The sequence below is a fragment of the Cellulomonas sp. NS3 genome (assembly GCF_024757985.1).
GTDB lineage: Bacteria > Actinomycetota > Actinomycetes > Actinomycetales > Cellulomonadaceae > Cellulomonas_A.
In genome coordinates, this window is sequence record NZ_CP103289.1 from 4,178,037 (window position 1) to 4,201,535 (window position 23,499).

Genomic DNA, 23,499 nt, shown 5'->3' on the forward strand with positions numbered 1-23,499 from the left:
CCTCGCCGGCTGGTCGTCGCGCGACGTTCGGGGGTTCGTACTGTCGGTGTCCATGGCTCTCTCGGGTGGGCGGCAGGTCCACCGGACAACGTGCGCCGGCTCAGGCTGGTTCCCGCCGGCGGCGAGCCGGCGTCGAGGACGTCGCTACTTGCGGCCCGCCGAGCCGCGCGAGGTGAGCCACCCGTAGACGGTCGTGGCCGCGAGCAGGACGAGTGCGACCACGCTCAGCCACAGCAGTCCCTCGATCACCGCACCCACGACGGACAGCACGATCCAGGCGACCACGAGGACGAGCAGCAGCTTCTTCATAGCCCTACACGCTCGCACGGCTCCGCGGGGCGAGCACGCGGAACCCGCACGCCCGCGCGCACGGACCGGGCAGCGACCGCACCCTCGATGCTCCCGCCGGTGGCCCGAAGCCCGTGCACCGCACAGGCTGAGGTCGTGCCCGACAGACCTCAGACCCCGTGGACCGAGCTCGTCGTCGCCCTGCCGGCGCCGCCGGAGGCCGACGTCGCACCGGTGGTCCCCGCGCGACCGGTCCGGGTCACCACGCGGCTGCACGACGGATCCACCACGACCCTCGACGTGGAGGTCGTCGCGCGCGCACCCGGGATGGTCCGCATCGCGCAGGACCGCGGCGTCGAGCCGGCGTGGCTCGCCTGGATCCCCGCGGACGACGTGCGGCCCGAGCCGCCCTCGGGGCTGGACCACGGCGCCGGGCCGGACGCGCCCGACCTGCCGCAGCCCCGGCCCTCGCCGGAGTGACCCTCACGAACGCCCCGAGGCCCGTCGTCGCACCGGGTCTGCCCACGGCCTCCGCGCGGCACCGGACCGTCGGGATGCGCGTCTGCATAGTTGCGCACTTACGCACACTCACGCATGCTGCTCGGGTGCTCCGTGCGCTCGCCCACCCCGTGTACCGGCGCCTCTTCCTGGCCCAGGTGGTCGCCCTCGCGGGCACCGGGCTGGCCACAGTGGCCCTCGGCGTGCTCGCGTACGACCTCGCCGACGCCGACGCCGGCGTGGTGCTGGGCACGGCGTTCGCGATCAAGATGCTCGCCTACGTGCTGGTCGCGCCGTTCGCCGCCGCAGTCGTCGCCCGGGCGCCGCGGCGGGTCGTGATGATCGGCGCCGACGTCGTGCGGCTCCTCGTCGCGGCGAGCCTGCCGTTCGTCGGCGACGTGTGGCAGGTCTACCTGCTGGTGCTCGTGCTGCAGGCGGCGTCGGCGACGTTCACCCCCACGTTCCAGTCGGTGATCCCCGACGTGCTGCCCGACGAGGACGACTACACCGCCGCCCTGTCGCTGTCGCGGCTGGCCTACGACCTCGAGGCCGTCCTGTCCCCGGTCCTCGCGGCGGTGCTGCTGCTCGTGGTGTCGCCGTCGACGCTCTTCCTCGGGACCGCCGCCGGGTTCGCCGCCTCGGCGCTGCTGGTCGCGTCGGTCACGCTGTCCGCCGCGCGGCACGCGCCCGGGCCGGACGACGAGCCCGGCACGTTCGGCCAGCGGCTGCGGCGCGGCACCTCGGTCTTCGCCCGGACCCCGGCGCTGCGCCCGGTCCTCGCGCTCAACCTCGCCGTCGCGGCACCGGGGGCGTTCGTGCTGGTCCAGACGGTCACGGTCGTGCGCTCGACGTTCGGGCAGACGAACGACGCCGTCGCCCTCGTGCTCGCGGCGAACGGGCTGGGGTCGATGGCGGCCGCGTTCGCGCTCCCCCGCGTCCTGCGCCGGCTCCCCGAGCGCCGGGTCATGCTCGGCGGCGCAGTCGCGCTGACCGCCGGCGCGGCGGCCGTGCCGCTCGCGCTGGCCGTGAGCTCGCCGGTGGCGGGGCTCGTCGCCGTCGGGGCGCTGTGGGTGCTGATCGGCCTCGGGTGGTCGAGCGTCGAGACCCCGGTCGGCCGGATCATCCGCCGCTTCGTCCCGGCCCGAGACCTGCCGGCCGCGTTCGCCGCGCAGTTCTCGCTCTCGCACGCGTGCTGGCTCGTCACCTACCCGCTCGCCGGCTGGCTGGGGTCCGCCGTGGGCCTGGCTCCGACGGCGCTGGTGCTCGCGGCCGCGACGGCGGCGGCGACCGTGACCGGGCTGGCGCTGTGGCCCAGGACGGCGCCCGGGTCGGTGTCGCCCGCGACGCGGGTGCCGGAGCCGGCGGCCGAGGCCACGCCGCCCGCCGCGGAACGCACCCCGGTGCCATGATGGCCGCCATGGACACCGCCCCGCGGACCACCCCGGGCAGCGCCGACCTCGACCACGCGGTCGATGTCCTGCGCCTGCTCGCCGACCGCACGCGCCTGGCCGTCCTCGCGCTGCTCGAGGGCACCGAGATGTCCGTGACGACCCTCGCCGAGACGCTGGACCGCCCCACCCCGGCGATCTCCCAGCACCTCGCCAAGCTCCGCGCCGGTCACCTCGTGGTCACGCGCCGCGAGGGCACCACGGTGTTCTACTCGCAGGCCAACGAGCACGTCGCGGCCCTCGTCACGAACGTCCTGCAGCACACCGAGCACACGCTCTACCCGGTGCCGCCGCACCACCGGTAGCCCTCCGGGGTGCCCGAGACGGCGTACGGCGGGGCCCGACGACCTCCGCGCTCGTCCGCGGCTCGCGGTGCACTGCGTGCTCCGGGCCGCGCGCGGGTGCACGACGGGAGCGTGCTGGCGTCATGATCGAACGTGTGTTCGAATGGACTCATGCGGTGGGAAGGCCAGCGGCTCGACCAGGACGAGGGCGGCGCCCTGCCCGGGCTCTCGCTCGCGGGCCTCGTGCGGAGCGTGCAGACGCCCGACTTCCGCGGCGTGACGTTCCACGAGGTCGCCGCCAAGAGCGCGCTCAACCGGGTCCCCGAGGCGTCGCGGATGCCGTTCCGGTGGACCGTCAACCCGATGCGAGGGTGCCTGCACGCGTGCACGTACTGCTTCGCGCGGCCCACGCACGAGTACCTCGACCTCGACGCCGGTCGCGACTTCGAGACCCAGATCGTCGTCAAGACCAACGTCGTCGAGGTCCTGCGCGCCGAGCTCGGCCGCCGCTCCTGGCAGCGCGAGCACGTCGCCCTCGGCACCAACACCGACCCCTACCAGCGGGCCGAGGGCCGGTACTCCCTCATGCCGGGGATCATCGGCGCGCTCGCGGGCTCGGGCACCCCGCTGTCCATCCTCACGAAGGGCCCGCTGCTCAAGCGGGACCTCCCGCAGCTCACCGCCGCCGCGCGGGACGTCCCGGTCGGTGTCGCCGTCTCGCTGGCCGTGCTCGACCCGGCGCTGCAGCACGCGCTCGAGCCGGGCACCCCGGGACCGCGAGCGCGCCTCGACCTCGTGCGGGCCGTGCGCGACGCGGGGCTGTCGTGCGGGGTGCTCGTCGCGCCCGTCCTGCCGTGGCTCACCGACTCCGAGGAGCACCTCGACGCGCTGCTCGGCGAGCTCGCGAAGGTCGGGGCCAGCGGCGTGACGGTCATGCCGCTGCACCTGCGGGGCTCGGTCAAGCCGTGGTTCCTGCGCTGGCTCACCGAGGAGCACCCGCATCTCGTCGCGCGCTACCGGGGGCTCTACGGGCGGGGGGCGTACGTGCCCGACGACTACCGGCGGTGGCTGCGCGAGCGCGTCGCGCCGCTGCGGCGGCGGCACGGCTTCGTGAGCGCGGCCGAGCGGCAGCCGGGTCTGGGCCCGGGCGTCGAGGGGTTCCCGCCCGGGTCGCTCCCCACGCCGCGCGGTGGGCCGGTCGAGGCGCCGCAGGACGTGGGCGGCCAGCTCACGCTGTTCTGACCGTCCCGGCGGCCGCCCGGAGGGCCACCGCACGGATCGCGGTCGGGCCGTTCGGTCCGGTCGCCGGGCCGGTCAGGCGCGGCCGGTCAGTCCTGGGTGTCGTCCGGGACGGCCTCGGGGTCCTCCTCGGGCTCGAAGCCGGACGGCTCCCCGGCGCCGATCCCCACGCCCGTCTCCGGGTTGGGGACGTCGCCCGTCGGGGTGCTCGTGTCGTTGCTGGCGCTCTCGCTCGTGTTCTCGCTCATGACGCCATCGTGCGCCGCATCGCGCTCGCCCGCCCGAGGAGCGCCGAGGTCGACGCGTGCCCGGAGCAGCGAGCGCCGTGATCCGCCGCGCCTGCCGTCGCCGCCGCGGGCCGTCGGCGACCCCGACGCCGGTGGTCGTGGCGTCGGCCCTCGCGACGCCGGGGACCGTGCGTCGCGCCCGTCCGGGCGGGGTGGCCGGACGGCCCGGCCACCCCGCTACGACCGGTCTCACGAGCCGTCCGACGCACCCCGCTGGTGCGGCACGAACGTGACCCGACCCGGGTGGTGGGCTGCAGCCCGGTGCGCACGGCCGCGCAGCCACACGCCCCCGACGACCAGGGCCAGCGCCACCGGGACGAGCCAGAGCTCGCTGCCGGTCGATGCGAGCACCGCGACCGGCGGCACCTCGGCGGCGCGCGCGGCGAGCGCGGCGTCGGACGGGCGCACTCCGGCAGACGCGCGGGCCAGGGCGACCGGCTCGGCTCCGGCGACGGCCGCCGGGTCGGCCCCGACGCCACCGCCCCCGGCCAGGCCGACGGTGAACCCGGAACCCGACTCGCCGGACGGCTCCCCCGGCGCCTGCCCACCGGCTCCGAGGACGCCGTCGGACGGGATGACGACGCCGGGAGCGGGCGACCCGACACCCGAACCGCCGCCCGAACCACCACCCGGCGCCCCCGGCGTTGCCGACGTGCCCGGCGTGCCCGGCGTGCCCGGCGTGCCACCGTCCGCGTCGGAGCCACCCGTGGCACCGTCGGCCTTGCGTGCGACCGTCGCGTCGCCGAGGACACCGACGGCCACGCCGGAGACCGTCACGGGCACGGTCACCGGGGCGACCACGAGCGGTTCCTCGCCCGCACCCATCGCACCCGAGCCGACCGGCTCGGCCGGCCCGACGCCCGACCCGGCGTCCACCGGGCCCTGGGTGACGTCGGCGTCGCCGAGGACGCCGACGGCCACGCCGGAGACCTCGACCGGCGCCGTCACCGGCAACGACACGACCGCCGGCTCCTGTCCGGCGGAGCCGGCGGCGTCACCGTCCGTCGGACCGGCCGACGAGCCCGCCCCGACCACGGTCGCGTCGCCCAGCACCGCGACCGCGACGTCCGAGACGTCGACCGGCACGTCGAGCGGGGCCGAGACCAGACCGCCCGGCGACGGCACCGGCGCCTCGGGCCCCGACGGGTCACCACCCTCGCCTGCGACCCCGGCACCACCGTCCGGGTCGCTGGACGTGACGGTCGCGTCGCCCAGCACCGCCACCGCGACGTCCGAGACGTCGACCGGGACGCCGACGGGCGCGGAGACGAGCGGCGCGCCACCGGCGGCGGTCTGCGGCTCACCCCCGACGTCGAGGCTCAGCGCGACGAGGGTTTCCGTGGTGGAGCCGACGACGACGTCGACCCCGAGCACCCCGTCGTGGGGTGTGGCATGGGCCGCGACGGCCCCGGCGGCCAGCAGGCCACCGCTCACGAGCGCTGTCTGCAGCGCTCGACGGACGTACGTGTGCATGGGTTGCTCCTCTGCTGATGACCGGAGCGCCCGCTCGGGGCGCAGGACGCGTGTCGTCACGGGGACGACGCGGTCCGGTCAGGCAGGGGTGTGCGGGATGTCCGTCGTCGGGCCGCCGGGGCAGCCGAGGTCCGCGCCCGCGAGGGTGACGACGAGCCGCAGCCCGGCGGGCACGGCGAAGGTCAGGAGCGCGGCGTCGGCGCCGGTGCGCGGGACGCCGCCCGAGGACGAGCCTCCGCCGGCGCCGCCCGTGGGCAGCGCGGGCGCCGAGGGTGCGCTCGGGACGCCCGCAGTCCCGGGGTCGTGGACGCTACCGGACGCGAGCGCGGTCGGGGGCGTGACGCCGCTGGTCGCGGGGCCGCCCCGGGTGCCGGCCGAGCGGACGCTCGTCACCTGCGCCGGTGCCTCGACGGCGCTGCCGGCCGCGACGTCAGCCGGTGCGACGGCTCCCGCCGGGGTGCCCGGCGCCGCGAGGTCGGCGCTGCCGTCGGCCACCGGACGGTCCGCGTCCTGCTCCGAGGCGACCGGCGGCGGGGAGGACGACGGCGGCGCGAGGCCCGGCAGGTCCACGCCCGGCACGAGCGGGTCGAGCACCGCGGGCACGAGCGGGAGGCCGGGGACGAGCGGCCGGACCACGTGGACGACGGGGGTCAGCGGTGCGACGACGGGCCCCACGACGCCGTCGAGCACGGGCCGCAGCGGCGCCGCGACGGCGCCCGCGACCCCACCGAGCAGCTCGTCGACCGGAGCGGTGACCGGCGCGAGGGCGGGCAGCACCGCGTCGACCGTGCCGGTGACCGGCTCGACGAGCGGCGACACCGCGGTCACCGCACGCTCGACGACGGGGACCACCGGCTGCACGACGCCCTCGACGACCGGTGCCACGGCTTGCGTCACCGGGGACGCCACCTCCGCGACGGTCGTGGCGACCGGCTCGACGAGCGCCTCGACCACGGGCGCGACGGCCCCGAGCGCGGGGTCGACCACCCCGGTGTGCACGGGCGACCCGACGTGCGCGACCACGTCGCCCACCGGCGCCAGCACCGCCTCGACCGGGGCCACCACGGTCCCGGCAGGTGCCACCACCGCGTCGACGACCGGGGCCGGCACCCGCGCCGCCTCCACCGGAGCGGCGACGAGCTCAGCCACCGGCACGAGCACGACGTCGGCGACCGGCGTCAGCACGGCGTCCGCGACCGGCGTCACCAGGGCCCCGACGGAGCCGGTCAGCCCGCCGACGACAGCGCCCAGCGCCTCGTCGGCCCCCGCGACGTGCGGCGCGGCGAAGGACCCCGCGGCGAGCGCCCCGGCGGCGTGCGGCGCGGCCGGCGACCCGGCGGCGTGCGCGGGACCGGCAACCACGGCACCGACCAGCACGGCGCCGGCCCCCGCGAGCAGGCCGCGGACCAGCCACGTCCCTGCTCGCGTCGCCCAGCGCTCCGCGCTCATCGCCCACGACCCCCCACGGTCCGCGCGTCAGCGGTGACGCACTCCCCGAACGTAGGAGGCAGCGCGGCGGACCCGCAATCGCTGCGGCCGGCCACTGCTCCGTCCGGGTGAACGGCCGCAGCCGTTGCGCGAGCCGAGCACCGCACGCTCACCCGTCCGAGCACCGCACGCTCACCCGGGGTCACGAAGCGCACCTCCAGCCGCCCGCGAGCGCACGCCCACCGGTCCGCGAGCCACGCGCCACCCGCTCACCCGTCCCCGCTCACCCGTCCGCGAGCCGCGCCGGGAAGCCCCCGGTCGCGACGGGCCCCCAGCCCTCGATGTGCAGCCGGATGAGCGACTTGCCCTGGTCGAGCATCGCCTGGCGGTACTCCGCCCAGTCGGGGTGCTCGCCGGCGATGTTGCGGTAGTACTCGACGAGCGGCTCGACCGACTCGGGCGGGTCGACCACCTCGGCGGTCCCGTCGACCTGCACCCAGGGCCCGTCGAAGTCGTCCGACATCACGCACGCGCTGACCTGCGAGTCCCGCCGGACGTTGACCGCCTTCGCGCGGTCCGGGTACGTCGAGACGACGAGGCACCCGGCGTCGTCGACGCCGCACGTCACGGGCGAGAGCTGCGGCGCGCCGGACCTGCGGCGGGTGAGAAGCACGGCGTGGTGGCGCGGGCGCAGGAACTCGAGGAGCTCGTCGCGGCTCACTCGGTCGGCGGTGGCGATGCGTCGCGGCACGGGCACTCCTCGGGTCGGCGCTCCGTCGTCGGGCACGGGGCGGTCCCGGTCACTCTCGCACCGCGCGCCGGTCGCGTCACGCGCGACCCGGCCCGGCCGCACTTTGCGCGGCTCGTGGAGAACCTGTGCCCCACCTTGACGGTGCACACCGGGCGTAGAGAGTGTGACGAGCATGCCAGCCGCGAGCCGGCGCCAGGGGGGCGTCGACCGCGTGGCACGTCGCAGGGGGCTCGATGAACCGACCACGCACGTCCAGTCTCGTCTCCGTCCTCACCGCTCTCGCGCTCGTCGGCACCGCCGCCGCCGGCGCGAGCGCGGCCCAGGCGTCCGCACGGGGCCCGATCGGGGATGTCGAGGCGCAGCGCGTCGACCGCGTCCCGACGCCGAACCCGAGCTGGTTCGACTGCAGCCCGGCGTTCGGCGAGGGCAACGAGTGCACCACCGTGAACCTGCCGCTCGACTACGACCAGCCCCGGGGCGCGACCACCGCCGTCGCGGTCCTGCGCCACCCGGCGACCGACCAGGCGAACAAGATCGGCTCGCTGTTCCTCAACCCCGGTGGCCCGGGCGGCTCGGGCGTGGGCATCGCGGCTCAGGCCAGCATGTTCCTGGGACCTGAGGTGCTCGAGAGGTTCGACATCGTCGGCATCGACCCGCGTGGCACCAACTTCAGCGACAACGTGCGCTGCTGGGAGAACATGGGCGAGCAGGCCGCCGACCTCCAGGGCTGGGACGTCCCGTTCCCCGTCACGGACGACGAGGAGGCGGCCTACGTCGCGGCGTCCGAGCGCGTCGGCCAGGCGTGCTCGACGACCGGCAAGCCGTTGTCCGGCTCGATGTCCACGGCCGAGGTCGCTCGTGACATGGACGTCATCCGGCGCATGGTGGGCGACACGCAGCTCACGTACCTCGGCTTCTCCTACGGCAGCTACCTCGGCAACGTGTACGCCAGCATGTTCCCGGGCCGGGTCCGGGCGGTCGCGATCGACGGGGTCCTCGACCCGCAGGGCTGGCAGGGCAGCCGCGCCACCCAGAGCACCCCGGTGACGACCCGAATCACGTCGGGCGAGGGCGCCGCGCAGGCGCTCCAGGAGATCCTGCTCCGCTGCGAGAAGGCCGGCCCGGAGTACTGCCGGCTGGCCGGGTACGGCGACCCGCAGGACCTGTTCGCCCAGATCACGGCGTCGCTCCGGGTGGAGCCGCTCGACCTCGTGGACCCGGAGACGGGTGAGGTCTACCTGACGCTCACGTACCCGGTCCTGATCTCGTTCCTGCTGGGCGACCTGTACGCACCGATCGCCGCGGAGTTCGTCGACCTGGACCTCAGCTTCGTGTGGGAGCTCCTGCAGGAGCCCGCAGAGCCGGGGACCGAGGCCGCCGCGCGGCAGGACGCCGCACGCCAGGGGCTCCTGGAGCGGTACCGCACGCAGCAGGAGCAGGCGAAGGCGGCGGACGTGACCGAGGCCGAGCAGCGTGCGGCGCTCGGGTTCGCGTTCCCGTACGACAACTCGCCCGAGGCGTTCCTCTCGGTCCTGTGCACGGACAGCCGGAACCCCGTCTACGCCGCCTCGTGGCCCGGGCACGCGGACCGCGCCGACGCGAGGGCCCCCGACTTCGGGCGGCTGTGGACGTGGGGCTCGTCGCCCTGCGCGCAGCACACGTGGACCGTGCGCGACGAGGACGCCTACACCGGGACCTTCACCAAGGCGACGGCCAACCCGGTGCTCGTCGTCGGCAACTACTGGGACCCGGCGACGAACTACGACGGCGCGGTCAACGCGGCGCGGCTCCTGCCGAACAGCCGGCTGCTGTCGAGCGACAGCTGGGGTCACACCGCGTACGGCACGTCGGCGTGCGTGACGGACGCGATCGACACGTACCTGCTGACGCGTGCGACGCCGCCCGCGGGGACGCTGTGCGTCGGGGACGACCAGCCGTTCACCGTCCCGCTCGCGACGCCCGAGGGCCCGGAGTCCGGTGCGCGGTCCGCGCGGTCCGACCGGCTGCCGCCCGTGGTGCCGCCCGTCCCGGGGGCGCTCCCCCGCGGCTGACCCGGAGCCGACCCCTCCGGCAGCAGCCCCGACCGGCCCTCGTCCAGCACGCGCTGGGCGGGGCCGGTCGCGCGCCGGACCGGCGACGGCTGTGCGCTCGACAGGCACCCGCTTTGCGTGCTTCGTGGAGAACCTGTGCACTCCCTTGACGCTGCCGGTCGCGCGCCGAGAGTGTGAAGCGCATGCCGTTCACGAGCCGGCGTCAGGGGGCGCCGACCGTCCGGCACGTCACAGGAGGTTCGATGTCTCGATCACGCACGTCCACCCGGTGGGCCGCCGTCCTGGCGACCGCCGCCCTCGCGTGTACCGCCGTCGCCGGCGCCGCGTCCGCCGCGAACGCCGCCGGCGCTCCCGCCGCAGGCAAGCCGATCGGGGACATCGAGGCGCAGCGCGTCGATCGCGTCCCGGCACCCGCCACGAGCTGGTTCGACTGCAGCCCCGCGTTCGGCGAGGGCAACGAGTGCACCACGGTGAGCCTCCCGCTCGACTACGACCAGCCGCGGGGTGCGACGACGTCGGTCGCGGTCCTCCGGCACCCGGCCCGCGACCAGGCCAACAAGCTCGGCTCGCTGTTGCTCAACCCCGGCGGCCCCGGCGGCTCGGGGGTCCAGATCGCGGCCGCGGCGACCCAGTTCCTCGGCCCGGAGGTCCTCGACCGGTTCGACATCATCGGGATGGACCCGCGCGGCACGAACTACAGCGACAACGTGCGCTGCTGGGAGAACATGGGCGAGCAGGCGGCCGACCTCGCCGGCGCGGACGTCCCGTTCCCCGTCACGGACGACGAGGAGGCGGCGTACGTCACCGCGTCGGAGAACATCGGGATCGCGTGCTCGACGACCGGGAAGCCGCTGTCCGGCTCGATGTCGACCGCCGAGGTCGCCCGCGACATGGACGTGCTCCGGCGCACCTTCGGCGACCAGAAGCTCACCTACCTCGGCTTCTCCTACGGGAGCATCCTCGGCAACTACTACGCGAACATGTTCCCGGACCGCGTGCGCGCGCTCGTGATCGACGGCGTCGTCGACCCGGCCGACTGGGTCGGGACCCGCGCCAACCGCGACATCCCGACGTTCACCCGGATCCGCTCGGCGGAGGGCGCGTCGAAGGCGCTCGACGAGATCCTGCTCCGCTGCGAGAAGGCCGGCCCGGAGTACTGCCGGTTCGCGGCGTACGGCGACCCGCAGGACAACTACGCCGCGCTCAAGGCGTCGCTGCGGGAGAACCCCGTCGACATCGTCGACCCGGAGACGGGCGAGGTGCTGCTGACCGTCACGTACGCGACGCTCGTCTCGTTCCTCCTGAGCGACATGTACGCGCCGAACGCCGCGGACATCGTCGACCAGGACCTCACGTTCCTGTGGCAGCTCGCCCAGGCGCCCGCCGAGCCGGGGACCGACGCCGCAGCGACGCAGGCGGCAGCGAACGCGGCGCTCGCCGCCAAGGTCCTGTCGCAGCAGGACCGGGCGAAGGCCGCCGACGAGACCGCGGCCCAGCAGCAGGAGGCGCTCGGGCTCGCGTTCCCGTACGACAACTCGCTCGAGGCGTTCTTCTCGATCCAGTGCACCGACGGCCGCAACCCGGCCTACGCGCGCTCGTGGCCCGGGCACGCCGACCGCGCCGACCAGCGCGCGCCCGACTTCGGCCGGGCGTGGACGTGGAACTCCTCGGCGTGCGCGAGCCAGACGTGGACCGTGCGCGACGAGGACGCCTACACCGGGCCGTTCACCAAGAAGACGGCCAGCCCCGTGCTCGTCGTCGGCAACTACTGGGACCCCGCGACGAACTACGACAACGCCGTGACGGTCGACCGGACCCTGCCGAACAGCCGCCTGCTGTCGAGCGACAGCTGGGGCCACACGGCGTACGGCACGTCGGCCTGCGCGACGGGGGCCATCGACGCCTACCTGCTCGACGGGACGCTGCCCGCCGAGGGCACGCTGTGCGTCGGCGACGAGCAGCCGTTCACCACGCCGCTCGACGCCCCGGACTCCGGCGCCCGGTCGGCACAGCAGAACGGCCTGCCGCCCGTCGTCCCGCCGGTCCCGGGGGCGCTCCCGCGCAGCTGACCCGGCCCGCCCGGGGCTCCTGAGCCCGGCCGGTGTCCCGCAGCACGGACGGCGCTCGTCGGGCCGGACGGCTCGGCCGGCTCCGCACCGCCGACCGGCTCCGCACCACCGGCCGGACCGCACCACCGAGCGGCCCCCGCCCAGCACCCGCTGGGCGGGGGCCGCTCGCTCGTGCACCTGGGTGAATCCGCCCGCACCTCCGCGGGCGTCCCGGACCCGTCTGCGACGATCGACGCCGTGACCGACGACCGCCTCCCACCCGCCGGCTGGTACGACGACGGCTCGACCGTCGGCGTGCTGCGGTGGTTCGACGGCACGGCGTGGACCGAGCACACCACCCCGGACCCGGCCTCCCCCGGCGGGAAGCCCGCCGGGCCCCGAGCGGCCGCGGCCGTGTCCGCCCCCGCCGCGAGCTGGTCCCCACCAGCCGCCACCCCCACCGCGTCCTGGGCGCCGGACCCGGCGCGAGCCCCGGCCGGCCCGTCGGCTCCGGCTGCCGGCGGCTTCCGGGCGACCGTGCCGGCTCGCCTCGGCGAGTCGCTCAACCTGGCCGACCGCATCACCGAGAGCCCCGAGTACCAGCGCAACCGGCTCGACGAGGCCCGTCGCGTCCGCCGCGACGCCGCCTGGCTGTACGGCGCCGCCCTGGTCGTGCTGCTCGTCGGCGCCGCGGTGAGCCACGCGCTGGGCGGCCTCGGCAACCTCTGGTACCTGGCGGGTCTCGTCGCCGTGGTCCTCGTGGCGCGGGCGGTGCGCGACTACCGGCGTGCGGTGTTCCGCGGCGCCCCGTCCCTCTCCGCCGCGGGGTGGCTCGCCGTCGGTGCCGGTGCCGCCGCGGCGCTCGTGCTCTTCCTCTCGGTCCCGGTCGCCGCCTTCGGCGCGATCCAGGACGACGTCGAGCGCACCCTGGAGGAGACGGCGCCGTAGCCGTCCCGCGCGGTCCGGCGCGCGCCCGTCCGGCGCGGTCCGTCGCGCCACCGTCCGGAGCGGTCCTGCGTGCGCCCCGTCCGTCGCGGTCGTTTGCGCCCGTCCGGCACGACCCGCTCCGTCCGACGCGCGACGAGGGCGGCGCACACACGACGGAGCCCGGCGTCGTCACGGGGACGGCGCCGGGCTCCGGTGCGAGCGGGTCCGGCTCGGAGCCGGAGCGGGATCAGCCCGCGAACGGGTTCTCGGTCGTGATCTGGTCGGCCGACGGCGCGGTCACGGGCGCGCCGCTCCCCCAGTTCGAGAAGGTCATCTCGGTCTTCGAGCCCATGAGGTCGAAGGCCATCTTGCGCACGCGGTTGTCGGCGTCGAGCCAGTACGTGTAGACGAACGTCGTCGGGATCGTGGCGCCGGCCGCGGCGGCCTGGTCGAGCCCGGCGCGCTGCTCCTCGGGGAGCTTCGTCGGGTCCATGACGACCTCGTAGGGGGTCGCCTCGACGACCTCGACGTCCTCCGCGTCACCCTTCTTGGTCACGCTCGTGACGGCGGCCTCCGCGTCGGCCAGCGCCTTGGTGGGGTCGATCTCGCCCGTCATGTCACCGAGGCCGGCGGCGAGCGGGTTCGAGGCGTCGCTCGGGTCGACCTGGAGGAACTTGCCGCCGGTCAGCCCGCCGAGGTTCATGTACGTGAGGCCACCCGCCATGCGGATCTCCATCTGACCCATGTCCGGGAGCTCCATGACCATCGAGAGCGCCTGGGCGCCGCCGTCCTCGATCTGCACCGAGCCCGTGGCCTCCATCGACTGCCCCTCGGCCGACGTGGACATCGAGAAGTCGTAGCTGCTGGCCTCGGCCTGCGCGTCGGAGATCGCCTTCAGGAAGTTGGCCTGCGTGATCTCGACGCCCTCGGCCTCCTTCGTGGCCTCGGCCGAGGCCGACGGCTTCGTGGTGGTCTCGGTGCTCGCCTCGGGGGAGGAGCCGCCGCAGGCCGTGAGGCTCCACACGAGGGCGACGGCCGCGGGGACGGCGAGCAGACGACGGGACGAACGCATGGGAGAACCCCCTGGGGATGGCCGCGACAGCAACGGTCGGGCCGGCGAGCGGCACGCGGACGACCGGACAAGAGCCTCTCAGGCCGGAGAGCCGTGTGCGTCCGCTTTGCGGGGTGAAGTCCGCCACGGCCCGGCGCCCGCAGGCGGCTCGGGGCGCCCTGTCGACCTCGAACCTCGCGGGTACCCTGCTCTCGGGGTGCCCGATCGCCGCCACCCCGAGGACGCCGGGATGCTCCCGCGCGTCCGGGGCCTCTAGCTCAGTCGGTAGAGCAGCGGACTTTTAATCCGTAGGTCGTGGGTTCGAGCCCCACGGGGCCCACCTCCCTGGACACCCGCGGCAGCAGGCGGACGCACGCACCGGCCGCACCGCGGGACCACCCGGGTACGACGCCCGGGCCGCGCCCGCCGGCTCAGCAGGTGGCGAGGAGCATCGGCACCAGGAGGGCGTTCAGGTCGTACAGCGCCTCCGGGTCAGCACTGAGGTTGCGTCCCGTGACGCCGAGCGCGAGCGAGCGCGAGCCGTCCGGGGAGCTCAGCGCGACGCTGAGGGTCCCGAAGCTCGCCCCGTCGTGCCCGTACAGGTATACGGGGGCCTCCGGTGGCGCGCACGGATCCGGCACGCGGTACACGCCGAGGCCGTACTCCAGGACGTCCGTGCTCCGGGGCGTCGTCATGTCGGCGACCGTCGCAGGCTGCACCAGGCGGCCGAGGAGCAGCGCGTCCGTGAAGGACAGGAGGTCCGCCGTCGTGCTGGTCGCCGCGCCCGCGGCGCCGAAGACGTCCGGGTCGAAGTGACCCAGCGAGTACCACCCCGCACCCTCCTCACCCGTGTAGGCCGCGCCGACCAGGAACGGGCCGCGGCTCTGCGGCTCGTCGGGGTACGCGCTGTGCCGCATCCGGGCGGGGCGGAGGACGCCGTCGCGCAGCAGCCGCTCCAGGTCCCGGCCCGTGACCTCCTCGAGCATCATGCCGAGGACGACGTAGCCCGAGTTCGAGTAGCCGAACCCCGACCCCGGCGGGAAGAGCCACGGGGTGGCCAGAGCGGCCGCGACGTGGTCCGCGTCGGTGTAGTCCTCGCCCAGCACCGCGAAGAACTCGTCGAGCGAGGTCGGGTCGGCCATCCGCGCGGCCAGCAGGGAGTCGGTCCCGGTCGGCATCCCGGACCGGTGGCTCAGGAGGTGCTCGACGGTGACCTCGGGCTGCCCGGGCAGCAGGCCGGGCAGGACGTCCTCGACGCGTGTGTCGAGCGACAGCGCGCCTCGCTCGACCGCCTGCATCACCAGCGTGGCGATCATCGGCTTGGTGATGCTCGCGACCCGGAAGCGGTCGGTGGTGCGCGCCGGCGACCGGTGGTCGAGGCGGCGGACGCCCTCGGCGCCGGACCAGCGCAGGGCGGGCGTCTCGACGCGGGCGGTCACGGCGACGGCACCGTCGTCGACGAGCGTGCGCGCGGCGGCGTCCAGCGCGGCCCGGTCGACGCCCGGGGTGGCCGGTTCCGTCGGCCGGGGGGCTCGCCGCGCGTCGGGGGCGGCGGGGCCGGAGGCGGCCTGCTCGGCGGCGGCGAGCACGGCGCGGGAGAGGGCGGTCTGGTCCTCGGGGGTCCATCCCGAGCCGACAGCAGCCCCGGTCGGCGGTGTCCCGGGCCGCGCGCCGGCGTCCGCGCCGAGCGCGAGGGGCAGGGCGAGCGCCGCGGCTGCGAGGCCGACGGCGGCACGACGGTTGCGGGTTCTGGACGGCATGGGGACTCTCCTCCGGTCGCGCGAGCAGGTCCACCGTGGCGCACGCCCTGGCCGAGCACAACCGCGTGCGAGGCGACCGCCGGTGGCCGCGCCGGGCCGCCGCCGCCGCGCCGACCCCTGGCGGTCCGTGCCCGATATGTGGCACGGTGCCCGCTTCACCGTTTCCGACGAGGAGGTCGACGCGTGACTCAGAGAGCGCTCTATCGACAGTCAACGATCCGGAGGGCACTGGCCGCGGCCGCCCTCGCCCCGCTCCTGCTCGCCGCCGCGGTCACCGCGGCCGCGACACCGGCAGCGGCTGCGACGCCCGGGGGGTGCGGGCAGCTCTTCGACGACTTCTCGTACACCTCCTCGCAGGACGCCCAGCTCGCGGCCCGGGGCTGGAGCGTGCGCGGCGGCGGGGGCGGACCCGGCGTGGGCGGCGCCTCCTGGTCCCCGTCGAACGTGACGTTCACGGGCTCGGGGACGGCGCGCTCGATGCGGCTGCAGGCCCAGACCGACGGCACGCCGTCCGGCACGGTCAGCGCCGAGGTGTCCCACCAGCGGAAGTTCTTCGAGGGGACGTACGCCGCGCGGGTCCGCTTCACCGACGCCCCCGTGTCCGGGGCCGACGGCGACCCCGTCGTGCAGACGTTCTACGGCATCACGCCGCTGGCCTTCCCCGACGACCCCGCCTACGGCGAGGCCGACTTCGAGTACCTGCCGAACGGCGGCTGGGGCCAGACGTCCCCGACGCTCTTCCTCACCACGTGGGAGACGTACCGGCCGGACCCGTGGCGGTCGGACAACCTCAGCACGCCCGTCGTCGGGAGCATCGCCGGGTGGCACGACCTCGTGATGCAGGTCGACGCCGGGACCGTGCGTTACTTCCTCGACGGCCGGCAGGTCGCCCAGCACGGTGGGCACGTGTACCCGGAGACGCCGATGCTGCTGGCGTTCAACATCTGGTTCATCGACCTGCAGTCCCACACCGGCGGCACGAGCCGGTACGAGCAGGACGTCGACTACGTCTACCACTCCGCCGACGAGCTGCTCACGCCCGCCCAGGTCGCGACCCGCGTCTCGGGCCTGCGCTCGGCGGGGACCACGCACGTCGACCGGGTCGTCCGCGGCACGTGCACCCCGACGACGCCGCCCACCACCGGGACGTCGACCGGTGCGGTGGTGTCCGGCGCGGCGGGCAAGTGCCTGGACGTCGACAACGCCAACAGCGCCAACGGCACGGCGGTGCAGCTGTACACCTGCAACGGCACGCCCGCCCAGCGCTGGACGTTCGGGGCCGACGGCACGCTCCGCGCCCTCGGCAAGTGCCTGGACGTCACGGGCTACGGCACCGCGAACGGCTCCCAGGTGCAGCTCTGGGACTGCAACCCCGGCCAGTCGAACCAGACCTGGGTCCGCTCCGGGGACTCGTACCGCAACCCCGCGTCCGGCCGCTGCCTGGACAACCCCGACGGCCGCGCCGTCGACCGGCAGCGCACCCAGATCTGGGACTGCTTCGGCAACACCGCGCAGCGCTGGTCCCTCCCAGGCGCCTGAGGCGACACCGCTCAGTCGGCACCCGGCGCCGGGCCACCTCGGTCCGCGCCGGGCGCCGACCGCGGCGGGACACCGGGCCGACGGGAGCCTCCGCCCCGCGGCCGGAGGAGCCGGTGCGTCGGTGCCGTCGACGCGAGGCCGCCCGGCCCTCCCGGAATTCGGTCGCCGCACGCCCACCCGGACCGGGCACGATGGGCGCATGACCACGCTCGAACGACTGACCGCCGACCTCACGACCTCGATGAAGGCGCGCGACGCCTTCCGCACGAACACCCTCCGCCAGGTCATCGGCGCGGTGCGAGCAGCGGAGAAGTCGGGCCCCGTCGCCGTCGAGCTCGACGACGACCAGGTGCAGGCCGTCCTCGCGTCCGAGGTCAAGAAGCGCCGCGAGTCCGCGGAGATCTACACGACCGCCGGCGCGACCGACCGCGCCACGACCGAGGCCGGCGAGGCCGACCTCATCGAGTCGTACCTGCCGACCGCCCTCAGCGAGGCCGACCTGGACGAGGTCGTCGCCGCCGCGATCGCCGAGACGGGCGCGACGAGCATGCGCGACATGGGCGCGGTCATGCGCGCCGCCCAGGCCGCGGCCGCCGGGCGCGGGCGCGTCGACGGCACGGTGCTGTCGCGGCGCGTGAAGGCGGCCCTGTCCGCCGGGTGACCGGCGGCGAGGTGGCGCTGTCCGCCGGGTGACGGGCGCGGAGGTGGCGGGGACGCAGGGGTCTGGACGGTCGTCCGGTTCCGGATGCGGCTTTCGTCCCGATGTGGGAGGTTCTGTCCCGTCCGGTTCGAACTCTTCTCACAGGAGCTGTTCTCCCATGAGCTTTCTCGCGTTCCTCCTCCTCGGCCTGCTTGCTGGTGTGATCGCCAAGGCTCTGCTCCCTGGGCGTCAGAGCACCGGCTGGCTCATCACGCTCGTGCTCGGCGTCCTGGGCGCGGTGCTCGGCGGCTGGCTCGGCAGCGTCCTGTTCGGTGTGGGGCTCGCCACGTTCTTCGACATCCAGACGTGGCTGCTCGCCATCGGCGGCGCCATCATCGTGTTCCTCATCTACGGTGCGGCGACCGGTCGCCGCGGCCGTCGCCGCTGAACGCGCCCAGCACTTCCCGCGAGGGGCCGGCGTCCGTCACGACGCCGGCCCCTCGCGGTATGTCCGGGGTCGAATTTCCTCTCCGGGGGATTCCGGTCCGATCGTCCGGAGCCCTCCGCGCTCGATCCGGTCATCCACAGATCGCGGGACGGCACTGCCCGGCTCGACCCGATTTCGCTAGGTTCGCGGGCATGCCTTCGCCTCGAGCGGTCGACGACGCCCGCCGCCCTGCCCGACGACTGCGCAGACGCGGTCCGACGCGCGTCGCGGTGGGCGGAGTGGTGGTGCTCGCGGCGCTGCTGACCGCATGCACCGGCCAGCCCGCGGCGGAGCCGACGCCCACGCGCACGGCGAGCCCGAGCCCGAGCCGGACAGCGGAGCCGACGCCGACCCCGACGGCCGCGTCCGCGCCTGAGCGGCCGGCGGCGATGGATGACCCGGGATCTGCGGGGGCCGATGCCACAGCGAACTACTTCATAGACCTCTTTGAGTATGTCGTGAACGGCGATGTCACCGCCTGGCAGGCTCTGAGCCACCCCGAATGCGTCTTCTGTAAGAGCGTCAGTGACGAAGTCGGGCATATGGCTGCCGAGCGCCATCGACAGGAAGGACCAAACATCTCCGTCACCTCGACCGATGTGACCGAGATCACGCCTGGCTCCTTCTACGGGGTTGATCTGCGCGTGACGCAGGGGCCCCACAGAGAGCTGAACGCTTCGGGAGCCGTTGTCACCGAGAGCAACGAGACGACGAAACTGCTGATTCATCTCGTGATCGTTCGTGAGGCGGGGTCATGGATCGTCCGCGAGGCTGAGGTGAAGCCTGATGCGGGTTAGCACCCAGGCAAGAAACTCGATCACAGCCGGCCTCGTGCTGCTCACCTGCTTGATGTGGCCTGGGACGGCGCGAGCCGACGTTCTGTTAGACAACCGCGCGGAAGGCAACGCGTTGTTGCTCCGAGCGAGAGAGGCGGCCGGACGCGAGGCGGAGTGGCTCGCAGCCAGGGCGTCCGGTGCTCCTGCGGTGAAGCTGGTGGAGTACGCCCGTGCGGAGCTGTGCGACGTGTCCTCCCAGTTCCTCACGTCAACCCTGGACGGGGCATGCGACCCCGGCGACGGAGCGATCACCCCACCCGACTGCGGACCCGGCATCACCCCGCTGCTCCCCCTGTGGTCCCGCACCCGCACCGCCGAAGACGCCCCCTGGACCCGCTGGGACCGGATCAGCGACTACTACTGCCCCCAGGACGTCCTGCCCGAGTTCACCGCCGAGGACTTCCGCCGCCTGCCCCTGACCCCCTCCCCGGTCACCCCGCAACCCCCCAACCCCAACCTGCTCACCGGACTCGGCCTGGTCGTCCACACCACCGCTGACCCCCAGGACCACCCCACCACCCTGCTCGGCTTCCCCATCACCGTCCGCGCCACCCCCACCGAGTTCACCTGGGACTTCGGCGACGGCACCCACCGCACCACCACCCACCCCGGCACCCCCTACCCCACCGGCCACGACCACCACCCCGGCGACCCCGTCTACCCCACCGGCGTCATCGGCCACCCCTACCCCCACCTCGGCACCTACACCCCCACCCTCACCACCACCTGGACCGGCCAGTACCTCATCACCGGCACCACCACCTGGCACCCCATCAACGGCACCGCCACCACCACCAGCCCCCTGCCCACCGTCACCATCCACGACGCCACCAGCCACCTCGTCGCCGACAACTGCCACACCAACCCCCACGGCCCCGGCTGCTGACACCGGCCGCTTCCTTCAGAAGCTCGCCGCGCGTGGGAGACTGCCGCCCGATCCTTCACGAGCTCCGCCTGCTGGACCACGCGCCCGGTCGTCGTGACCCTGACGGTCGTCGTCACGCTGGCGGAAGCCTGGCCGGCTGTCGTGGCGTGGCGGTCCGTCACACCCCGCGAAGGCCGTCGCGCCCCTCTGGGTTGTCGTCATCACGGAAGGGGCCGAGGAGCATGCCGATCCCGATGTGGGGTCACCCGGCCTCACCCCGGAAGCCGCGTCAGGGTGTCCCCGAGAAGGCGCCTGCGCTACGCCACAGTGCCGCGCCTCAGCGCCCCGGTCGGCGACGCCCCGCCCGCCGTGCGAACGCGTCCGCCGCGTCGAGAACCTCACGGGCCTGCCACACCCGGCCCCAACGCACCCCGGCGACGAGCGACAGCACGCCGGCCTGTTCCAGCGTGTCGACAGCGGTCAGCGCGGCCCGCTCGGACGTGCCGGTGATCCTCGCCGCTGCACGCACGTCCACCACGGGATGGGCGAACAGGCCGTCCGCCAACCGCCACGCTGCGGCGCCGCGGCGCGTCTTGATCTGCGTGGCCCACCGATCGCGCAGCTCGACGGAGTCGCGTGCGAGCTCGCGCCCGTTCGCGACGGCAGCCAGCGCGGCGTGGGACATCCGCTCGACGATCGGTGCAGCGTCGCCTGCCCGGTAGGCGGTCAGGGCATCGAAGTAGGCGCTGAGGTCGCGCAGGTCCACTCGCGCAGCTCGCTACCGACAGGTGGCCAGGTCGCGACATCCTGGTCGTGGTCCGGGGCAGCACGAGCGGCACCACCTCGACCGTCTTCCTTCCGAACCTCGCGCATCTCTGGAAGGTGAGCAACACATCCTTCGAAAGCTCCGCCGTCTTCGGAAGGATGTGGGCCCGTCCCCTCGAGCGTGAGGAGCACCATGCCGATCCCTATGTGGGTCACCCGCGTGAACCGTCGCGTCACGAACCCGCTGATGATGGCCCTGTCCGACGACGTCCCCCCGCTCGCGACGCTGCACCACGTCGGGCGCCGGACGGGCAGGCGGCTGCGGACGCCGATCTTCGCGTTCCCGACGGCGCGCGGGTTCGTGATCGCGCTGACGTACGGGCCGGACGTGCAGTGGCTGCGCAACCTCGAGGCGGGCGAGGCCCGGCTGGTGCGGCGCCGGGTCGTCTACCGGCTGGCCGACCCGGTGCGGCTGCACGGCGACGACGGCGCACGGCTCGTTCCGGCGTGGACCCGCGCCGGGCTGCGGCCGATGCACGTCGACGAGTTCGTCGAGCTGCGCGCCGAGCCGATCCCCTCGCCGCGCGTGCGGTAGCGCCCCGCGGCAGTCGCCCGCGGCCTCGCGCCGGTCGTGGAGTGCGTGGTGTGCTCGCTCCGGCGCCGTCGCGCCGGGCGGCGGTCGCCTGCTCGCCCCGCGCGAGTCGCCTACTCGCCCCCGCGCCAGTCGTACCGGGCGGTCGGCGGGCCGTCGGTCCCCTCGTCCCGACCGGTCCCGCGGCGCCGGCTCTCGCCGTAGCCCTGGACGTCGTCCGCGCCGAGGACGGCGGTCTCGTCCGCCTGGGCCTGGCGCTGGCGGCGCGTCCCGAGCGGCGGCGACGGCGGCTGGGAGGCCGACGGCTCCGCGGGACGACCGGCCGCGGACTCGCGCGGGAAGGCGGACGTCCGCTCCGGCGCCGCCGGCCCGTCGCCACGTCCCGGCAGCCCGGTGAGCTGCTCGCTGCCCGGGAGGTTCCACGTCGCGCGCCAGCCCGACGCGTCCGGCTCGACCGGCAGCACCGAGGTGCGGCTCGGTGCACGGGTCGGCTCGCCCGGCGTCGGGCGCATGACCGTCGTGGTCCGGGCGTCGGGGTCGGCGTACGGGTCGGCGCCGCGGTCCGGGTGGCCGGCCCCGCCGCGCGCACGGTCACGCTCGGCCGCCCGCTCGGCGTCCCGGCGTGCGCGCTCGGCCTCCCGCGCCCCCTCGGCCTCGACCCGGGCACGCTCGGCGTCCCGGCGGGCCCGCTCGGACTCCGCGCGAGCACGCTCCGCCTCCGCGCGAGCCCGGTCGGCGTCACGAGCCCGGTCGCCCTCGGCGTCGTGCGCCCGTCCGGCGTCACCGTCGAACCACGCGTCCTGACCGGCAGCGCCCTGCCGCGCGGCGGCGGCGTCCCGCGTGCCGTCGCCGTCGCCGTCGTGCGCGTCGGCCGGCTGCGGCTCGGGCAGGGGCGGCCCCACGACGGTGACGGGACCGCTCACCCGCGGGGTCCCACGAGAGTCGGTGCGGGCGTCCGCGGCCTGCTCGCGCTCGGCGATGACGTCGGACCCGGGCCCGCTGAACGCGCGCGAGCGCTCGAGCGCGTCGATGCTGCCGGTGAAGAGCCGGGCGTCGGTCTGCGTGAGCTGCAGGCGCTGGGTGTCACCCGGCTGGCCCTGCGGCGGCGCCGCGACCGCGGGGTGACCGCTACGCCGTCCGGGTGATGCCGTCGTCGAGCCGCCGCGCGCACCGGGGACGTCCTGCACGGTCTCGAGCCGCGTGCGGGGGACGCCGTGCGGCGCGGTGGACTGGAGCCACGCCACGAGGCCCTCGCGGACGTAGCAGCGCAGGTCGAACAGCGTCGGCGCGTCGACCGCGCTCGCGAGCGCCCGGACCCGCACGTACCCGCCGGTCGCCTCCGTGACCTGCAGGATCCCGACCCGGTGGTCCCACAGCTCGGTGTCCTCGAGCAGCCGCGCGAGCTCCGCGCGCATGTCCTCGACGGGGACGGACCAGTCGAGGTCGAGCTCGACGGTGCCGAGCAGGTCGGCGGCGCGGCGCGTCCAGTTCTCGAACGGCGTGGTCGTGAAGTACGTCGACGGCAGGATGAGGCGCCGGTCGTCCCACACGTGCACGACGATGTAGGTCAGCGTGATCTCCTCGATCCGCCCCCACTCGTCGTCCACCACGACGACGTCGTCGACGCGGATCGCGTCCGTGAACGCGAGCTGCAGCCCGGCGAACAGGTTCGCGAGCGAGCTCTGCGCGGCGAGGCCCGCGACGATCGACAGCAGGCCGGCGGACGCGAGGAGGCCGGTGCCGAAGGCGCGCGCGGCCTCGAACGTCATGAGGATAGCGGCGACGGCGGCGACCACGAGGACGGCGACCGTGACCCGGCGCAGCACCGTGACCTGCGTGCGGACCCGGCGCGCGTGCCGGTTGTCGGGCACGTCGATGCGGTACCGCGCGAGCGCGATGTCCTCCGCGACGAAGGCGAGCGCGCCGATCAGCCACGCGACGCACGCGATGAGCGCGATCTGCAGGGCGTGCTGCACGGGCGGGACCCACGCGTCGGACGCGTCAGTGGTCACGACGACCGCGACCCAGACGGCGACCACGACCAGCACGGCCCGCAGCGGGCGGCGGGCCCGCCGCGAGAGGTCGGCGGCGACGGCGCTGCGGCGCCCCGCGGAGCGGACGATCGCGCTGACGATCCCCGCGACCACGAAGGCCGCGACGATGCCTGCCACGACGGCCAGGACGGTCACGATCACGGTGCACCTGCCTCGTTGTCGGATTTCTCCCCGGACGTCCGTTCAGG

Annotated in this window: 22 protein-coding genes and 1 tRNA gene; 14 read left to right on the forward strand and 9 right to left on the reverse strand. The window is 75.0% G+C overall.

Annotated elements, in window-relative coordinates; translation table 11 throughout:
* Positions 1-144 precede the first annotated feature (144 nt).
* Positions 145-309, reverse strand: coding sequence for a hypothetical protein (locus NXY84_RS18895; protein WP_258724577.1), 165 nt, complete (start codon positions 307-309; stop codon positions 145-147).
* Positions 310-444: 135 nt separating this feature from the next.
* On the opposite strand from NXY84_RS18895, the gene NXY84_RS18900 reads away from it, so the two are divergent.
* The 4 genes from NXY84_RS18900 (at position 445) to NXY84_RS18915 (ending at position 3,760) form a co-directional block, all read left to right on the forward strand.
* A complete protein-coding gene (locus NXY84_RS18900; RefSeq protein WP_258724578.1) occupies positions 445-768 on the forward strand; it encodes a hypothetical protein in 324 nt (107 codons plus the stop codon).
* A gap of 125 nt (positions 769-893) precedes the next feature.
* Positions 894-2,195 carry an MFS transporter gene (locus NXY84_RS18905; protein WP_258724579.1) on the forward strand — a complete coding sequence of 434 codons (1,302 nt, stop codon included), beginning with the start codon at positions 894-896 and terminating at the stop codon, positions 2,193-2,195.
* Positions 2,196-2,203: 8 nt separating this feature from the next.
* Positions 2,204-2,539: an ArsR/SmtB family transcription factor gene (locus NXY84_RS18910; RefSeq protein ID WP_258724580.1), complete on the forward strand. Its 336-nt coding sequence runs from the start codon at positions 2,204-2,206 to the stop codon at positions 2,537-2,539.
* Positions 2,540-2,689: 150 nt separating this feature from the next.
* Complete coding sequence (locus NXY84_RS18915; RefSeq protein WP_258724581.1) at positions 2,690-3,760, forward strand: Rv2578c family radical SAM protein; 1,071 nt, start codon at positions 2,690-2,692, stop codon at positions 3,758-3,760.
* An 86-nt stretch (positions 3,761-3,846) separates the two neighbouring features.
* Here NXY84_RS18915 and NXY84_RS18920 read toward each other — a convergent pair whose 3' ends face one another.
* The 4 genes from NXY84_RS18920 to NXY84_RS18935 form a co-directional block, all read right to left on the reverse strand.
* Positions 3,847-4,005, reverse strand: coding sequence for a hypothetical protein (locus NXY84_RS18920; protein WP_258724582.1), 159 nt, complete (start codon positions 4,003-4,005; stop codon positions 3,847-3,849).
* A gap of 228 nt (positions 4,006-4,233) precedes the next feature.
* Positions 4,234-5,517: a hypothetical protein gene (locus NXY84_RS18925; protein WP_258724583.1), complete on the reverse strand. Its 1,284-nt coding sequence runs from the start codon at positions 5,515-5,517 to the stop codon at positions 4,234-4,236.
* Between the two features lie 78 nt (positions 5,518-5,595).
* Positions 5,596-6,966: a hypothetical protein gene (locus tag NXY84_RS18930; RefSeq protein WP_258724584.1), complete on the reverse strand. Its 1,371-nt coding sequence runs from the start codon at positions 6,964-6,966 to the stop codon at positions 5,596-5,598.
* A 262-nt stretch (positions 6,967-7,228) separates the two neighbouring features.
* Positions 7,229-7,696, reverse strand: coding sequence for a PPOX class F420-dependent oxidoreductase (locus NXY84_RS18935; RefSeq protein WP_258724585.1), 468 nt, complete (start codon positions 7,694-7,696; stop codon positions 7,229-7,231).
* A 233-nt stretch (positions 7,697-7,929) separates the two neighbouring features.
* On the opposite strand from NXY84_RS18935, the gene NXY84_RS18940 reads away from it, so the two are divergent.
* The 3 genes from NXY84_RS18940 (at position 7,930) to NXY84_RS18950 (ending at position 12,743) form a co-directional block, all read left to right on the forward strand.
* On the forward strand, positions 7,930-9,747 hold the full coding sequence (locus NXY84_RS18940; protein WP_258724586.1) for an alpha/beta hydrolase: 1,818 nt from the start codon (positions 7,930-7,932) through the stop codon (positions 9,745-9,747).
* 242 nt (positions 9,748-9,989) lie between these two features.
* Positions 9,990-11,816, forward strand: a complete 1,827-nt coding sequence (locus NXY84_RS18945; RefSeq protein WP_258724587.1) for an alpha/beta hydrolase — start codon at positions 9,990-9,992, stop codon at positions 11,814-11,816.
* A gap of 237 nt (positions 11,817-12,053) precedes the next feature.
* Complete coding sequence (locus tag NXY84_RS18950; RefSeq protein ID WP_258724588.1) at positions 12,054-12,743, forward strand: DUF2510 domain-containing protein; 690 nt, start codon at positions 12,054-12,056, stop codon at positions 12,741-12,743.
* A gap of 226 nt (positions 12,744-12,969) precedes the next feature.
* On the opposite strand, the gene NXY84_RS18955 is transcribed toward NXY84_RS18950, so the two are convergent.
* Entirely contained in the window at positions 12,970-13,794 is an 825-nt protein-coding gene (locus tag NXY84_RS18955; protein ID WP_258724589.1) for a hypothetical protein, read from the reverse strand.
* Positions 13,795-14,040: 246 nt separating this feature from the next.
* On the opposite strand from NXY84_RS18955, the gene NXY84_RS18960 reads away from it, so the two are divergent.
* Positions 14,041-14,113 (forward strand) — tRNA-Lys (locus tag NXY84_RS18960).
* Positions 14,114-14,204: 91 nt separating this feature from the next.
* Here NXY84_RS18960 and NXY84_RS18965 read toward each other — a convergent pair.
* Positions 14,205-15,533 carry a serine hydrolase domain-containing protein gene (locus NXY84_RS18965; RefSeq protein ID WP_258724590.1) on the reverse strand — a complete coding sequence of 443 codons (1,329 nt, stop codon included), beginning with the start codon at positions 15,531-15,533 and terminating at the stop codon, positions 14,205-14,207.
* 183 nt (positions 15,534-15,716) lie between these two features.
* Here NXY84_RS18965 and NXY84_RS18970 point away from each other — a divergent pair, with 183 nt between their 5' ends.
* From NXY84_RS18970 to NXY84_RS18990, 5 genes are all read left to right on the forward strand, one after another.
* Positions 15,717-17,072, forward strand: a complete 1,356-nt coding sequence (locus NXY84_RS18970) for a ricin-type beta-trefoil lectin domain protein (RefSeq protein WP_258724591.1) — start codon at positions 15,717-15,719, stop codon at positions 17,070-17,072.
* A gap of 199 nt (positions 17,073-17,271) precedes the next feature.
* Complete coding sequence (locus NXY84_RS18975; RefSeq protein WP_258724592.1) at positions 17,272-17,733, forward strand: GatB/YqeY domain-containing protein; 462 nt, start codon at positions 17,272-17,274, stop codon at positions 17,731-17,733.
* Positions 17,734-17,890: 157 nt separating this feature from the next.
* Positions 17,891-18,160 (forward strand): GlsB/YeaQ/YmgE family stress response membrane protein, encoded by a 270-nt coding sequence (locus NXY84_RS18980; RefSeq protein WP_183297671.1) that lies wholly within the window; start codon positions 17,891-17,893, stop codon positions 18,158-18,160.
* A 278-nt stretch (positions 18,161-18,438) separates the two neighbouring features.
* On the forward strand, positions 18,439-18,996 hold the full coding sequence (locus tag NXY84_RS18985) for a DUF6318 family protein (protein WP_258724593.1): 558 nt from the start codon (positions 18,439-18,441) through the stop codon (positions 18,994-18,996).
* Positions 18,997-19,183: 187 nt separating this feature from the next.
* The gene (locus tag NXY84_RS18990; RefSeq protein WP_258724594.1) at positions 19,184-19,921 is read left to right on the forward strand and encodes a hypothetical protein; all 738 of its coding nucleotides are present in this window, start codon (positions 19,184-19,186) and stop codon (positions 19,919-19,921) included.
* A gap of 316 nt (positions 19,922-20,237) precedes the next feature.
* Here NXY84_RS18990 and NXY84_RS18995 read toward each other — a convergent pair whose 3' ends face one another.
* Positions 20,238-20,666 carry a hypothetical protein gene (locus NXY84_RS18995; protein ID WP_258724595.1) on the reverse strand — a complete coding sequence of 143 codons (429 nt, stop codon included), beginning with the start codon at positions 20,664-20,666 and terminating at the stop codon, positions 20,238-20,240.
* Positions 20,667-20,858: 192 nt separating this feature from the next.
* On the opposite strand from NXY84_RS18995, the gene NXY84_RS19000 reads away from it, so the two are divergent.
* On the forward strand, positions 20,859-21,260 hold the full coding sequence (locus NXY84_RS19000; protein ID WP_258724596.1) for a nitroreductase family deazaflavin-dependent oxidoreductase: 402 nt from the start codon (positions 20,859-20,861) through the stop codon (positions 21,258-21,260).
* A gap of 110 nt (positions 21,261-21,370) precedes the next feature.
* On the opposite strand, the gene NXY84_RS21800 is transcribed toward NXY84_RS19000, so the two are convergent.
* Positions 21,371-23,452, reverse strand: coding sequence for a mechanosensitive ion channel domain-containing protein (locus NXY84_RS21800; RefSeq protein ID WP_309485024.1), 2,082 nt, complete (start codon positions 23,450-23,452; stop codon positions 21,371-21,373).
* Positions 23,453-23,499 lie beyond the last annotated feature (47 nt).